Annotated in this window: 12 protein-coding genes and 1 pseudogene; 1 reads left to right on the forward strand and 12 read right to left on the reverse strand. The window is 75.4% G+C overall.

Annotation, left to right across the window (positions count from 1 at the left end):
• Positions 1-349 precede the first annotated feature (349 nt).
• The 5 genes and pseudogenes from OG618_RS17890 to bldG form a co-directional block, all read right to left on the reverse strand.
• On the reverse strand, positions 350-1,882 hold the full coding sequence (locus OG618_RS17890; protein ID WP_329488495.1) for a DUF7059 domain-containing protein: 1,533 nt from the start codon (positions 1,880-1,882) through the stop codon (positions 350-352).
• 146 nt (positions 1,883-2,028) lie between these two features.
• Positions 2,029-2,751: a hypothetical protein gene (locus OG618_RS17895; protein WP_329488496.1), complete on the reverse strand. Its 723-nt coding sequence runs from the start codon at positions 2,749-2,751 to the stop codon at positions 2,029-2,031.
• Between the two features lie 265 nt (positions 2,752-3,016).
• Positions 3,017-3,390 (reverse strand): annotated as a pseudogene (locus tag OG618_RS17900) (cyclophilin-like fold protein).
• Positions 3,391-3,684: 294 nt separating this feature from the next.
• Positions 3,685-4,101, reverse strand: coding sequence for an ATP-binding protein (locus tag OG618_RS17905; protein WP_329488498.1), 417 nt, complete (start codon positions 4,099-4,101; stop codon positions 3,685-3,687).
• Positions 4,102-4,260: 159 nt separating this feature from the next.
• Positions 4,261-4,602: an anti-sigma factor antagonist BldG gene (gene bldG / locus OG618_RS17910; protein WP_148644090.1), complete on the reverse strand. Its 342-nt coding sequence runs from the start codon at positions 4,600-4,602 to the stop codon at positions 4,261-4,263.
• A 221-nt stretch (positions 4,603-4,823) separates the two neighbouring features.
• On the opposite strand from bldG, the gene OG618_RS17915 reads away from it, so the two are divergent.
• Positions 4,824-7,283 carry a DEAD/DEAH box helicase gene (locus OG618_RS17915; protein ID WP_329488499.1) on the forward strand — a complete coding sequence of 820 codons (2,460 nt, stop codon included), beginning with the start codon at positions 4,824-4,826 and terminating at the stop codon, positions 7,281-7,283.
• Here OG618_RS17915 and OG618_RS17920 read toward each other — a convergent pair.
• From OG618_RS17920 to ssd, 7 genes are all read right to left on the reverse strand, one after another.
• A complete protein-coding gene (locus OG618_RS17920; RefSeq protein WP_329488500.1) occupies positions 7,278-7,772 on the reverse strand; it encodes an Rv3654c family TadE-like protein in 495 nt (164 codons plus the stop codon). The genes OG618_RS17915 and OG618_RS17920 overlap by 6 nt on opposite strands.
• A complete protein-coding gene (locus OG618_RS17925; RefSeq protein ID WP_329488501.1) occupies positions 7,760-8,149 on the reverse strand; it encodes a TadE family type IV pilus minor pilin in 390 nt (129 codons plus the stop codon). The genes OG618_RS17920 and OG618_RS17925 overlap by 13 nt, the downstream gene beginning before the upstream one ends.
• Before the next feature lie 64 nt (positions 8,150-8,213).
• Complete coding sequence (locus tag OG618_RS17930; RefSeq protein ID WP_396485931.1) at positions 8,214-8,348, reverse strand: DUF4244 domain-containing protein; 135 nt, start codon at positions 8,346-8,348, stop codon at positions 8,214-8,216.
• Between the two features lie 233 nt (positions 8,349-8,581).
• Positions 8,582-9,199, reverse strand: coding sequence for a type II secretion system F family protein (locus OG618_RS17935; RefSeq protein WP_329488502.1), 618 nt, complete (start codon positions 9,197-9,199; stop codon positions 8,582-8,584).
• 281 nt (positions 9,200-9,480) lie between these two features.
• The gene (locus tag OG618_RS17940; RefSeq protein WP_329488503.1) at positions 9,481-10,326 is read right to left on the reverse strand and encodes a type II secretion system F family protein; all 846 of its coding nucleotides are present in this window, start codon (positions 10,324-10,326) and stop codon (positions 9,481-9,483) included.
• Positions 10,327-10,732: 406 nt separating this feature from the next.
• Positions 10,733-12,085 carry a TadA family conjugal transfer-associated ATPase gene (locus OG618_RS17945; RefSeq protein ID WP_329488505.1) on the reverse strand — a complete coding sequence of 451 codons (1,353 nt, stop codon included), beginning with the start codon at positions 12,083-12,085 and terminating at the stop codon, positions 10,733-10,735.
• Positions 12,085-13,209, reverse strand: coding sequence for a septum site-determining protein Ssd (ssd, locus tag OG618_RS17950; RefSeq protein ID WP_329488506.1), 1,125 nt, complete (start codon positions 13,207-13,209; stop codon positions 12,085-12,087). Before ssd ends, OG618_RS17945 begins: the two co-directional genes overlap by 1 nt.
• Positions 13,210-13,442: the final 233 nt, after the last annotated feature.

A 13,442-nucleotide genomic window follows, 5' to 3' on the forward strand; every position in this document is an offset into this window, starting at 1 on the left:
CGGCGACCGGCGGGCGAACCAGGAGGCACCGGGAGATGAACCGGCAGGGGCTCGAGCCGGCCCGTTCGGACCGAATCGGGTCATGGCGGACCGAGCCGTGGCGGACCGTCGGACCGCGCCGGGCCGTGCCGGGTCACGGCAGGCCGTTTCGAGCCACGGCAGGTCGCGGCGGGGCCGCCTTCGGGCTTCGACGCGAGCCGAACGAACGAGGGCACCGGCGGGTGGCGGACGGACACCGGGTGTCGGCCGCGGGTGGGCGGCCGACCGGGCGCCGGGGGGCGGCGGACCCGCAGGGCGGCCGGCCTCCGGGGCAGCGGGGCAGCAGGCCCGCGGGGCAGCTCCGGGGCCGTTACTCGACCGGTCGGATGAACCCCTGCTCGGTGAGGAGCCGCAACGACTCCGGCACCCGGTCCCGCAGGACCACCCGGTCCTCGCCGAGCAGCTGCGCGATGGCGTCCACGATCTCGCCGGCCGACAGCGTCCCGTCGCAGACCCCGGCGAACCCGGCTCCCACCGTGTCCACCTTGGTGGCCCGCCGCATGCCGCGGTTGTGGCGCAGGATCACGTGCTCCGGGTCCTCCGCCCCGGGTGCGCCGACCTGCTCCTGGACCACCTCGTCGGCCAGCACGTACCGGGCCGCGAGCAGCCCCGCGTCGTCATGCGTGCGCAGGTAGTCCTGCCGGTCGAACCACTCCTCGATGTGCGGGCCGAGCGGCTGCTCGACCGGGTGCGGCCACTCCTCCACCCGGACGGTCGGCCGCTCGGCGCCGCTCGCCCGCAGCGTGATCCAGCCGAAGCCGATGCCCTCGACCCGGCCCGCCTCGAAGGCATCCAGCCACTCGCCGTACCGGGCCTGGTAGTCACCGCCGGCGCCGCGGTGGTCACCGCCGTCGCGCAGCCACAACTCGGCGTACTGGGCGACGTCCTGGACCTCCCGCTGGACGACCCAGGCGTCCAGGCCGGTGCCCGCCACCCAGCCGGCCAGCCGGTCATGCCAGTCCTCGCCCTTGACGTGCTGCCAGTTCGCGAGCAACTGGCAGTAGCCGCCCGGCTCCAGGTGCGCGGCGGCGGAGCGGACCAGGCTGCGGCAGAGGTCGTCGCCGGCCATGCCGCCGTCGCGGTAGGTGAAGCGGCCGGTGGGCGAGATCACGAACGGCGGGTTGGAGACGATCAGGTCGAACTTCCGCTCCCCGACCGGCTCGAAGAGGCTGCCGGCGGCGGCGTCGGTGTTGTCGAAGCCGGAGAGCGCGAGCGTCAGCTCGGTGAACCTCAGCGCCCGCGGATTGAGGTCGGTGGCGGTGACCCGCTGCGCGTGCCGGGCGGCGTGCAGGGCCTGCACCCCGGAGCCCGAGCCGAGGTCCAGGGCGGCCCGGACCGGGCGGCGCACCGTGATGTTGGCCAGCGTCGTGGAGGCGCCCCCCACCCCGAGCACCAGGTCCTTGCGGGCCACGCCGTGCGCGGTCTCGCCGGAGCCGATCCCGCCCGCGCCGCCGACCGCGCAGCCCAGGTCGGAGACCACCCAGGCGTCCGAACTGGGCAGACCGGAGACCTCGTTGGCATACGGGCGGACGTCCACGGTGGCGCGCACCTGGTCCCCGTCCGCGCGCAGCCAGCCGTCGGTCAGACAGTCCTCGACCGGCAGCGCGGCGGCGGCCGCCTGGTACGGCACGGGCTGCTGCAGCAGGAACAGCCGCACCAGCGTCTCCAGCGGGCTGCCGCCACGGGTGGCGCGCAGCGCCGGGACGGCCTCGCTGCGCGCCAGCGCCGCGTAGCCGGTGGGCCCGAGCAGGTCGAGGCAGCCGTCGGCGGTGTACGCGGCGGCGAGCAGCGCCTCACGGAACTTGGGGAGGCGGGTCGGGTCGAGAACGGGGCTACTGATCACCCCGCCATTGTCCCCCCGGCCGCCGGGCCCGCTTCCCCGCCGGGGCCGCTTCCCCGCCCGGGCCGGGGCCGGGCCGCCGACCCGCCCGCGCCGAGCACGGCCGGGCGGGACCGGCTCCGGACGGGATCGGCTCCGGACCGGTCGGGTCAGCTCGCCGAGGGCGCGGGGCTGGACGCGGCGGGGGCGGGCGGGGCCGAGGTCGCGGCCGGGTCCGTCGCGGCCTGGCTGCCCGCCGGGCTCGCGCCGTCGGTCGCGCCGGGCGCGGGGGTGCCGGTGCTGCCGCCGGCCGTCGGCGTCCCGCTCGCTCCGGCGGTCGGCGCCGCGGCGGCCGAGCCTGGCTTGCAGCCCTCCTGCTTGGCCATCGCGGCACCGAGGTCGCCGCGCTGCAGCTTGGCCTGTGCCTGGGTGGAGAGCGAGGCCAGCTTCTGCACCTGGTCGGCGACGCTGCGCAGCCCGTCGGCGAACTTCGCCTGTTCGTCGTTCGGCAGCGCGTCCAGCTTCTTCTGGACGTCGAGGTACAGGTCGGCCGCCTTGTTGAGCTCGGAGACGGTGTCCTTCTGGAGGTTCCCGCCCTCGTCGACCTTGGGCGCACCGGCGGAGTCGATGGCGGCGGCGATCTCCTGGTTGGTCTTGGCCAGCCGCCCGATGTCGGCGGAGAGGCGCTTCTGCAGATCGGCCGGGGCCTCACCGGTCTTCACCTGGCCGGTGTCCGCCAGAGCGGTCTGCGCCTGGGCGATCGGGTCCTTGGCCGCGCCGCAGACGTTCGCCGCCCAGGACTCCAGCTGCTTGCTGTTGTCGTCGCCGCAGCCGACGGCGCCGAACGCCAGCAGCGCGCCGAGCGCGGGTACGGCCAGCAGTCGCTTGTTCACCGGGAGAAGCCCTTTCGGTTTCGGTCGTCGAACTGCGAACCTACACGGCCGCCACCCGGCCCCCGGTTCCCGCCCGTACCGGCTCCGATCGGTCTCCCCGGCCTGGATCGGTCGCTCCCCTCCTTCGGACGGCTTTCCCCGGCCTCGGGGCCCTCACGGCGGGAGGCGTACCGGGCCCGGGCGCACCGGCCCCGGGATATGGACTCAGGCCGACCGAACCCAGGCCGACCCGAAGCCAGGCCGACCGAAGCCAGGCGGACCTGGTTCAGGCCCGCTCGACCCTGACCGGGTCGTTCGGGCGGACGGTGCGCAGCACTTCGGGATCCCCGTCCAGGGAGCCGAGGATGTTGCAGGGGCTGGCCAGCCGGCACTCGCCGTCCCGGGAGATCGGCGTCGGCCCGAAGGGCAGCGCGAGGCTGTCACCGTCCGTCCAGAACGCCACGGTGCCCGGCTCGACGACCTGCCGGGCGTCGTCCTCCCTGGGCACGCTGACCGGCGTCCCGAAGTACACCTCCTCGCCCCAGGTACTGGCCGACGAGCTGATCGGCAACGCACCCCAGAGCGCCTGGGCGGTGGGGGTGGCCGTGAGCGTGGCGAGCGCCTGACCGGACCGGCGGGCCACAGGATGCGAATCCGCATGGGTTCCCTCTTCTACGACCTTCTACGACAGACCCGATCACCGATCGGGGCCGGTCGTGCCGAGAGCAGGGAACCGCTGGATTCAACAGTTTGTCAATGCACTCCCGCCAGGTGGACTCCCCGGCTGCGGCCGTGGCGTGGCGCGAGGGACGTGTGCGGCAACCGGTCGGCCGTCACGACGGCGACGCGGCCGCAACGGCGCGCGAGCGACCACGACAGCGGCCACCGCCGTAGTCGGCGGGCAGCAGGAACCGGCCGGACGGGAGGGCCCGGTCGGCCGTCGGCAGTCGCCGGTCAGAGTGCCATCGCGTCGACCGAGACCGGCCAGCTCATCCGGATCAGGCCACCGCTCGCTCCGCTGGTGACCTCCAGCTCCTCCACCAGTCCGGTGATCACGGCGAGACCCAGGGTGTCCTCGTCCGGATCGCCTTCGGCAGCACCCGGGGCCGGCACGGTGGCGGGGCCCGCCTCGTCCTCGACCTCGATGAGGAAACGCTTCTCCTGGTCCGTGAGAGCGACCCTGACCGCACCGGTGATGCCACCGCGCTGGTGCAGGCCGACCGCACGGGAGCACGCCTCGCCCACGGCGAGCCGGACCTCGTCGAGCACCGACTCGTCGACCCCGGCTCGTCTTGCCACAGCCGCGGCGACCAGCCGGGCCGTACGGACATGCTCGGGAAGCGCGCTGAATCGAAGTTCGACGGTTGCCATCTCTCCCCCTCGGGGTGTCCGGCCGAGACCGGGCATGCGGGCCCCTGCGAACCGGTCCCACCGGCTCCGGGGCGGGCCCGGACGGGCCGGGGCCACACGGGGCCCCGGCACGCCGGACACGTGGATCGGACGGGTCGACACGAGGCCGACCCGGCCTGGTCAGTCGGTCGAGTTGACCGCGTCGTCCACCGAGGTGTGGATCGGGAAGACCTTGGTCAGGCCGGTGATACGGAAGATCTTCAGAATGCGCTCCTGGTTGCACACCAGGCGCAGCGAGCCCTCATGGGCCCGCACTCGCTTCAGACCGCCCACCAGCACACCCAGACCGGTCGAGTCGAGGAAGTCCACGCCCTCCATGTCGACGACGAGGTGGTAGTTGCCGTCGTTGACGAGCTCGACCAACTGCTCACGCAGCTTCGGGGCGGTGTACACATCGATCTCGCCGCCAACCTCGACGACCGTGCGATCGCCGACTGTACGGGTCGACAGGGACAGGTCCACGGAACCTCCAGCACCTTGCCTTGCTACGTCATTGCGATCTTCGGCCGGACGGCCGTCACCGCATGGTCGCGTACCCCGGACGCGCCCAATCACGCGTGGCGAGCCTCAGCGCTGCGACCCCCGGCCGTACGGCCGTCACGGCCACATTCAACCACCTGCGACCATGACCGCACGATGGCTTACGACGATTCTCCGTCACGCCGGTGACACACTGGGTCCTCATGCCGCCCCGTCACAGCCTGCCCGAGGCACTGCTCACGACCCTGTCCACCACCCGGGGGCGGTCGGACCGGCTCACCCATACGGAGCACCTTCCCGCCCGACCAGCACGTTATTCACCCTGGCCCGACTCGATCCGACCCGAGATCGTCGCCTCCGCCCGGGAGCTGGGCGTGGAACGTCCTTGGGCCCATCAGGCAGAAGCGATGAACCTGGCCAAAAGCGGCCATACTGTGGTGATCGCCACAGGAACCGCCTCGGGCAAGTCACTCGGCTATCTGGCGCCGGTGCTCAGCGACCTGCTGGACGGGACCGAGGCCCGCAACGGCCGTGGCGCCACCGCGCTCTACCTGGCCCCGACGAAGGCGCTCGCCGCCGACCAGCGGCGACGGGCCGCCGAACTCGCCCCGCCCAGGGTCCGGCCCGCCCTCTACGACGGCGACACCCCGCCCGAGGAACGCGAGTGGGTCCGCCAGTACGCCTCCTACGTGCTCACCAATCCCGACATGCTGCACCGCGGCATCCTGCCCGCGCACGCGCGCTGGTCCTCCTTCCTCAAGACGCTGCGCTACGTGGTGGTCGACGAGTGCCACAGCTACCGGGGCGTGTTCGGCTCGCACGTCGCCCAGGTGCTGCGCCGACTGCGCCGGATCTGTGCCCGGTACGGCTCCTCCCCGACCTTCCTGCTCGCCTCGGCCACCACCGCCGACCCGGGCGCCACCGCCCGGCTGCTCACCGGGCTGCCCGCCGAAGCCGTCACCGAGGACGCCTCGCCGCGCGGTCCGATGGTGTTCGGGCTCTGGGAACCGCCGCTCACCGAGAACGTCGGCGAGCACGGGGCCCCGGTCCGCAGGACGGCCACCGCCGAGGCCGCCCACCTGCTGACCGACCTCGTCGAACGGCAGACCCGCACCGTCGTGTTCGTCCGCTCCCGCCGGGCGGCCGAACTCGTCGCGCTCCAGGCCCAGGACCAGCTCGGCCGACCGCTCGCCGACCGGGTCGCCGCCTACCGCGGCGGCTACCTCGCCGACGAGCGCCGGGCCCTCGAACGCGATCTGCAGTCCGGCCGGCTGCTCGGCGTCGCCTCCACCTCCGCTCTCGAACTGGGCGTCGACATCTCGGGTCTGGACGCCGTCCTGATGGCCGGGTACCCCGGCACCCGGGCCTCGCTCTGGCAGCAGGCCGGGCGGGCCGGACGCGAGGCCCAGGGCGCCCTGGCCGTCCTGATCGCCCGCGACGACCCGCTGGACACCTACCTGGTGCACCACCCGGAGGCGCTCTTCGCCACGCCCGTCGAAGCCACCGTGCTCGACCCCGACAATCCGCACGTCCTCGCCCCGCACCTGTGCGCGGCGGCCGCCGAACTCCCACTCACGGACAGCGACCTGGACCTGTTCGGCCCCTCCGCGGGCCCGCTGCTGCCCGTCCTGGAGCGGCGCGGGCTGCTCCGCCGCCGCGGTGGCGGTTGGTACTGGACCCGCCGCGAACGCGCCGCCGACGCCGTCGACCTGCGTGGCAGCGGTGGCAGCCCGGTGCAGATCGTCGAGGCCCCGACCGGCCGGCTGCTGGGCACCGTGGACGCCTCCGCCGCCCACACCACCGTCCACACCGGGGCCGTCCACATCCACCGGGGACGCAGCTACCTCGTCCGGGACTTCGACCTGGACAGCTCCGTCGCCCTGGTCGAGCCGGCCGACCCGCCGTACACGACGGCCGCCCGGGACATCACCTCCATCTCGGTGCTCTCCACCGACACCTCCCTCGCCTGGGGCGAGGGCCGGCTCAGCTTCGGTTCGGTGGAGGTCGTCAACCAGGTGGTCGGCTACCTCCGCAAACGGATCTCCACCGGGGAGATCATGGGCGAGACCAAACTCGACCTGCCGCCCCGGACCCTGCGGACCCGGGCGGTCTGGTGGTCCGTCACCGAGGACCAGCTGCTCGACGCGGACATCCCGCTCGACCAGTTGCCCGGGGCCGCCCACGCCGCCGAACACGCCTCCATCGGCCTGCTGCCGCTCTTCGCCACCTGCGACCGCTGGGACATCGGCGGTGTCTCGGTGCCGCTGCACCCCGACACCGAGCTGCCGACGGTCTTCGTCTACGACGGCCACGCGGGCGGGGCCGGGTTCGCCGAACGCGGCTTCCAGCGCGCCGTCCAGTGGCTGACGGCCACCCGGGAGGCGATCGCCGCCTGCGAGTGCGAACGCGGCTGCCCGTCCTGCGTGCAGTCGCCCAAGTGCGGCAACGGCAACGAACCGCTGGACAAGGCGGCCGCCGTCCGACTGCTGGACATCCTGCTCGCCGGAGCACCGGTGGCCGACGGGGCCGGGGCCCCAAGCGGGGACGGAGACGGGGACGGGGACCGAGACGGGGACGGGGGCCGGACGCCTCACGAGCCTCAGGGCGACGGCGGCCCGGAGGCCGGGGCCGGGGCGGCCGAGCCGTCCGCCGGGGGCTCATGAGCCGCCTGCCGTCGCACCGACGCCCTCGTCCGCGGCAGCAGCCGTAACAGCAGCCGCGGCACGGATCGGCCCGGCTCGGGAACGGGCCCGCGCCGGCCCGATCGGCAGATCCACCGGAAGGCGGCCGATCAACACCTCCGCCACCACCTCGACGGCGTCCGCCTCCCGGTCCACCGTGCAGGACACCAGGGCGGCCGCCTGTGCCCGTGCGATCCCGGCGGCCCGGGCGCACCCGCCGTCCAGGTCCAGCAGCAGCCGGTCGGCCGCCGCGAGGGCCGCCAGGTCGGCGGCGGACTCGGCGCGGTGGCGGGCGCCCACCACCGCGCCGACCGAGAGGACCGCGGCGAACGTCGTGCAGCCGAGCACCGCGAACGCGACCAGCCAGACCGTCGCGGATCCGCCGTCGGTCGGGCGCCCGACCGCCGCACGGGCGCCCCGGGCCCTGGCCACCCTGCCCATCACGGCCGCCCCAGGGGTCAGGAGGGCCATGGACCCGCACCCCCGCCGCCCGTCAGGGTGTCCTCCCGCGCCGCCACCGCGGCCGCGCCGAGCCGTACCGAGAGCAGGCCGGCGAGCCGGCCCGGGGCCGCCGAGGGCGCGTCCACCGTGACCCGAACCGTGTCCGCCTCGACGGCCACCCGCACAGCCGCCCCGGGCGGGGCCGCCGCCTGGGCGATCGCGGCAGCGTCCACCTCGCCACGTGCGGCCGCCCGGGCGCCCACCCGCGCCGCGTCGACGCAGCGGATCTGCGCGGCCGCCGCGAGCACTCCCCAGATCAGCATCACGGCGAGCAGGACCAGGGCCGGCATCGCCACCGCCGTCTCGGCGGTGACGAAGCCCGCGTCCCGGCGACGGAGCCGGGTCACCCCGGCTGCCCCGGACGTCCTGGCTGCCCCGAATGCCCCGGGAGGCCTGCCGGCCCACCGGCCGTCACGACGCATGGAGCGCCCGGGTGATGACCTCGGTCAGCGCTTCGACGATGGCCGTGCTGGTCACCACCTTGTACAGGACGGCGGCCAGCGCGCACGCGGCGACCGTGCCCACGGCGTATTCGGCGGTGGTCATTCCGGCGTCCGACCTGCCCCGGGCGCGAGCTGCCCGTCGGATCCGGACGGCCGCCCAGCGACTCCGCCGGCGACACACCCCGAGCAGGCGCCGGTACGGTCGGCCGTTGTCGGCGGGCCGGTGCGCGATCAATGCAGTCATGGACTCTCTCCTTGGGTTCCTTGCCGCTCAGGACCGACTCGCGGCCCGGGCGGTGCTTCGAGTTCGACAGCGGAGGTTTTGAGGTCGTCGATTCAGATCGACCGGGCGAAGCCGGCGGTGAGCCCCATGACCACCGGGACGACGCTGATCAGTACGAACGCGGGGAGGAAGCAGAGCCCCAGCGGCGCCGTGGCGAGCACGCCGGCACGGCGGACGCTGGCGTGCGCCGTGCGGGCGGCGGCGGTCCGACGGGCCTGCGCCAGCCCGACCAGCGGCCCGGCCGCCGGGGTTCCGCTCAGACTCGTCCGGATCAGGCAGCGCGCCAGCGGCGCCAGGGCCGGGTGCTCCTCACCCAATCGTCTCCAGCAGAGCTCCGGCGGTGCCCCCAGAGCCAGTTCGGCCGCGATCGTCACCAACCGTGGCCCCATCGGCGCGGCGACGCTCCGGCCGACCGCCGCCACCGCCGCGGCGGGCGAGGCGGCCGACCCGAGGCAGGCCGCGAGCAGCTCCGCGGCGAACGGGAGTTGCCGGGCGAGCTGTTCCTCCTCCCACGCGGACCGCCGCTCCGCCGGGGACCGCGCCCTGGTCAGCCACCGGTGCAGACCGACGGCCAGCAGCACGCCCGTCCCCAGGCCTGGCCCACCGCCGAGCACGGCGGCCGCGGCCGCCCCGGCGCAGGCCGCCACCGCGGCCCGTCGCGCACGCCCCATCGCGGCGATGCCCGGTGCGGCGATGCCCGGTGCGGCGGACCCGGCGCGCCGGAGGTGGCCCTCTCCCCCGCCGGCCGGCCGCCCGGCCCAGGTCGGCCGACGCCCCCGCGCCGTGGGCCGGCCCGGCCGACGGGGCCGGGAGCGAGCACTGGACCGGAAGCCGCCGGAACGGAGCAGCGCGACCGCCCTCCGGCGGCCGGTCCGTCCCCTCGACCACCGCCGCAGGAACAGCGCTCCCGCTCCCAGCCCTGCCAGGAGGGCGAGCCGCTCGGTACCGGGCGTCACGCCGAAGCCGCCTCGGCACGGAACGAACCGCTCGGGCGACCGGGCCGGGCCCGCGTGCGGGAGATGCCGCACCGCCACCCACCGTCCGGCCGGTCGCCGACTGCGCCGCCGCCTCCGGGCTCGGCCGCGACCCCGGACCCGACCGTGGCCCCGGCGGCCGTCCCTCCGTCGCCCAGCGGACCCTCCAGGGCGCCCCGGGAGGCAGCCCGGACGATCCGGGCCGTCCAGGCCGCGCCGAGCCCCTCCAGCGCCGCTCCGCCCGCCAGGCAGGCGAGCCCGGCCGGAGTGTGCAGCAGGACGGTCAGCGGCCGGGCCCCGAGCGCCGCGCCGAGCAGCAGCCCGGCGACGGGCAGCGCCGCCAGGACGGCGATCGTCGTCCTCGGCGCGGCCAGCTCGGCCGCGATCTCCTCCGCCAGCGCCCGTTCGGCCCGCAGTGCCTCGGCGACCCCGTCCAGCCCGGCGGCCAGCCCCGCGCCGCCGTCGGACGTGACGCGCCAGCAGGCGGCGATCGCGGTCGCCCCGCGGCCACCCGGCAACTCCGCCAGCGACTCGAAGGCACCGGGCACATCTCCGCCGTACCGGCCGGCCGCGAGCCGGGCCACCGGCTCCAGGCCGATCCGGTGCAGGGCCTCGTCATCCTCGGCGATTCGCGTGGTCACCAGGTGGAGCGCCTGCTCGGGCGTGGCGCCGCTGCGCAACTCCCCGGCCAGTGCCGCGCAGAGGTCCACCACTGCGGCGGCCCGCCGACCGGCCTCCGCCTCCACCGCGCGACGCCGCCGTCGGCGCCGCAAGGGAAGGAAGGCCAAGCCCGCGACCAGCACCGGCACGGGCGAAGCCGTCACCTGGGCGACTCCCAGCCCGCCGGGCAGGAGGAGCAACTCCGGCGTCAGCCACTCCGGCCGTCGCGGCCGCGCGGCCGAACCGGATCCGACCGCCTCGGGGCTCGACCAGGGCCACCGCCACCGGGGCATCGGCACGCCATCGCTCCCACCCCCTCCCCCACCCGTCCCACCGACGAACAGGAGCCTGGACCGCCTGACTCCCACCACCTGGCGCTGGAGAGCGCTCCACCCCACCGTGGCCACCACACAGAGCATCGCCACCCAGCACAGCTCGACCTGATCTCTCGTCATCCCGCTCACTCCTTTCGCCGTTCACCCTTGCCGCGCCACAACCCCAGCAGCCCGGCCGCACCCACCGCGCACCCGCAGACCAGCAGGCCGAACGCCACCTCGACCGCCCCCGGGATCACGACGGTCCGCCCGCGAGCGCCGCGCCCACCGCCACCCCGCGGGCCGCGAGCAGCCGCAGAAGCCGCTCCCGGCCGGCTCCGGGCACGGTGGCCCCGCCCGCCGTGAACGCCACCGCCGCAGTCGTGACGGCCAGCCCGTCGCGGTCACCGGACAGCGTGTGGATCTCGGCGACCCGGCGCCTCCCGGAGGCCGGATCCCGCACCAGGTGCACCACCACGTCCAGCGCCGCCCGGAGTTGGCTGTGCAGCGCCGCCCGGTCCAGCCCCGCGAGCGAGCCGAGCGCCTCCAGCCTGACCGGGACGTCCGCCGCGGCGTTCGCGTGCACAGTGCCGCAGCCACCTTCGTGTCCGGTGTTCAAGGCGGCCAGCAGGTCGGATACTTCGGCTCCGCGCACCTCCCCCACCACCAGTCGGTCGGGCCGCATCCGCAACGCCTGGCGGACCAGATCCCGCAGGGTCAGCTCACCGAGGCCCTCCTGGTTGGGCGGTCGGCTCTGCAGCCGGACCACATGCGGATGGGCCGGTCGCAGCTCGGCGGAGTCCTCGACGACGACGATGCGCTCGCCGGGCCCGGCCAGCCCGAGCAACGCCGCCAACAGCGTGGTCTTGCCCGTGCCGGTTCCGCCGCTGATCAGCAGGGAGAGCCGGGCCCGCAGGATGCCTGCCAGCAGTTCGGCCCCGGCGGCGGGAAGCGCGCCACCGGCCACCAACTCGTCGAGCGTGAAAGGGCGGGGCCGGCAGACCCGCAGCGAGATGTGGGTGCACCCGGCCGCGATCGGCGGCAGCACCGCGTGCAACCGGGTGCCGTCCGGCAAGCGGGCGTCCACCCAGGGCCGCGCGTCGTCGAGCCTGCGCCCGGCCGCCGTGGCGAGCCGGTGGGCCAGCCGACGGACCGCTTCGGCGTCGGCGAAGCGGACACCGGTGGCCCTGCGCAGACCGCCGCCCCGGTCGACCCAGACCTCGTCCGGCCCGTTGACGAGTACGTCCGTGACATCGGGCGCCGACAGCAGCCGGTCCAGCGGGCCCGCACCCACCAGCTCGGCGCGCAGCGAGCGCACGGTGTCGAGGACTTCGTCTCCGCCGAGCGGCGGCCGGGTCGCCCGGAGCGCCGCCGCGACGGACCCGGCGGTCGGCGCGGCGCCCGACTCGGCCAACCTGAGCCGCACCGCGTCGACCAGCGCCGCCGTCCGCTCCTCCCGAGCCGTCCGCCCGTAGGGGGGCGGCTCGGGCCGCCGGCCGGACTCCGCCGGCCCGGCCGCCGTCACCACGCTTCGCAGCGGCCGGCGCTCCCGCGCACCGAGGCTCCGCCCGGTGGCGTTCGCCCTTCCCGTACCTCCGAGACGAACCATCAGTACACACCTCCGCCCACCGCCGGCACCGGCGGCAGCACCTCGTCCAGGAAGGTCTCGCAGAAACGCGCCAGCGGGCCCTCCGTACGGATCCCCGGCGGTACGCCCTGCTCGGCGTCGGCGGCCAGCCCGGGCTCCGGCTCCAACTCCCCCGCCAGGTGGAGCCGCAGCCCCTGCGCGATCCGGTGGGCCGGGAGCCCGAAGGGCCGCAGCGGGCGCACCACGGCCCGTACGTCGTGGAGCCGCATCCGGACGGATGCCGCGACCCGGTCGGCGGCCGCGACCGCGCGCAGTTCGGCCGGCACCACCAGGAGTGCCAGGTCGGACTGCTCCAGCGCCTGGCCGGCGGCCGGGTCGAGCCGGCGCGGCACGTCGACCACGACCAGCCCGCCCCTGCGCCGGGCGGCGGCCAGCACGCTGCGCATGGCTTCGGGCGGCACGGCGAGCGTGTCGCCGCGGTCCCAGGACAGGCAGGAGAGCGAGGTCAGCCGTTTGAGCACCGGAAGCGCCTTCGCGAGTTCGGCGCCGCTGACCCGGCCCCGCGAACCGGCCAGGTCGGGCCAGCGCAGGCCGCCGGCCGTCTCACCGCCGAGCAGGATGTCGAGGCCGCCGCCCAGCGGATCGCCGTCGACGAGCATGGTCCGCCGGCCCGTGCGGGCGGCCGTGACCGCGAGCGCGCAGGCCAGGGTGGAGGCACCGGCCCCACCCCGGCCGCCGAGGACGGCGACGGTGAGCGCCGAGGTGCCGATGCCCTCGGTGGCGTCCGCGATCCGGTCGAGCAGCCAGGCCTCGGCGTCCGGCAGGAACAGCACGTGCTCGGCGCCGAGTTGGACGGCCCTGACCCAGATGCCCGGGTCGTCCAGGTCCAGCCCGAGCAGCAGTACCCCGGTGCGGCGGGGGAGCCCGGCACAGCGCTCGGCCTGGTCGTCCCCGACGAGTACGAGCGGTGTGCTCTCCCAGAGCCCGCGCGTCGGCGGGGCACCCCGGATCAGCTGCGGCTCGGTACCTGCGGCCGCGCACAGCCGCAGCAGGTGCTCGGCCAGGCCGTCGTCCTCGGTGACGACGAGCGGGCCGGTGGTCGCCGGGCCGTCCGCGGCGGCGTGGTCGGTGAGTGGTGTCGACATGACGGTCTCCCCTGTACGGCGCCCGTACCGCTCGCGCTGAGCGGTACGGGCGCGCATCCGGATGGACGCGGCGGGCGACCGCGCGGCCGGCCCCATGGGGCCCGACCGGCAACCGCTGCCGTGCATCACGGTGGGGGGTGATCCGGATTCCGTCAGCCCCGTTCCGATTCCCTGTGGACAACTCGGGGCTGTGGATAACTTCGTTCACTCGGACAGGGGGCTATTGAGCAATG

This window comes from Kitasatospora sp. NBC_01246 (assembly GCF_036226505.1).
GTDB lineage: Bacteria > Actinomycetota > Actinomycetes > Streptomycetales > Streptomycetaceae > Kitasatospora.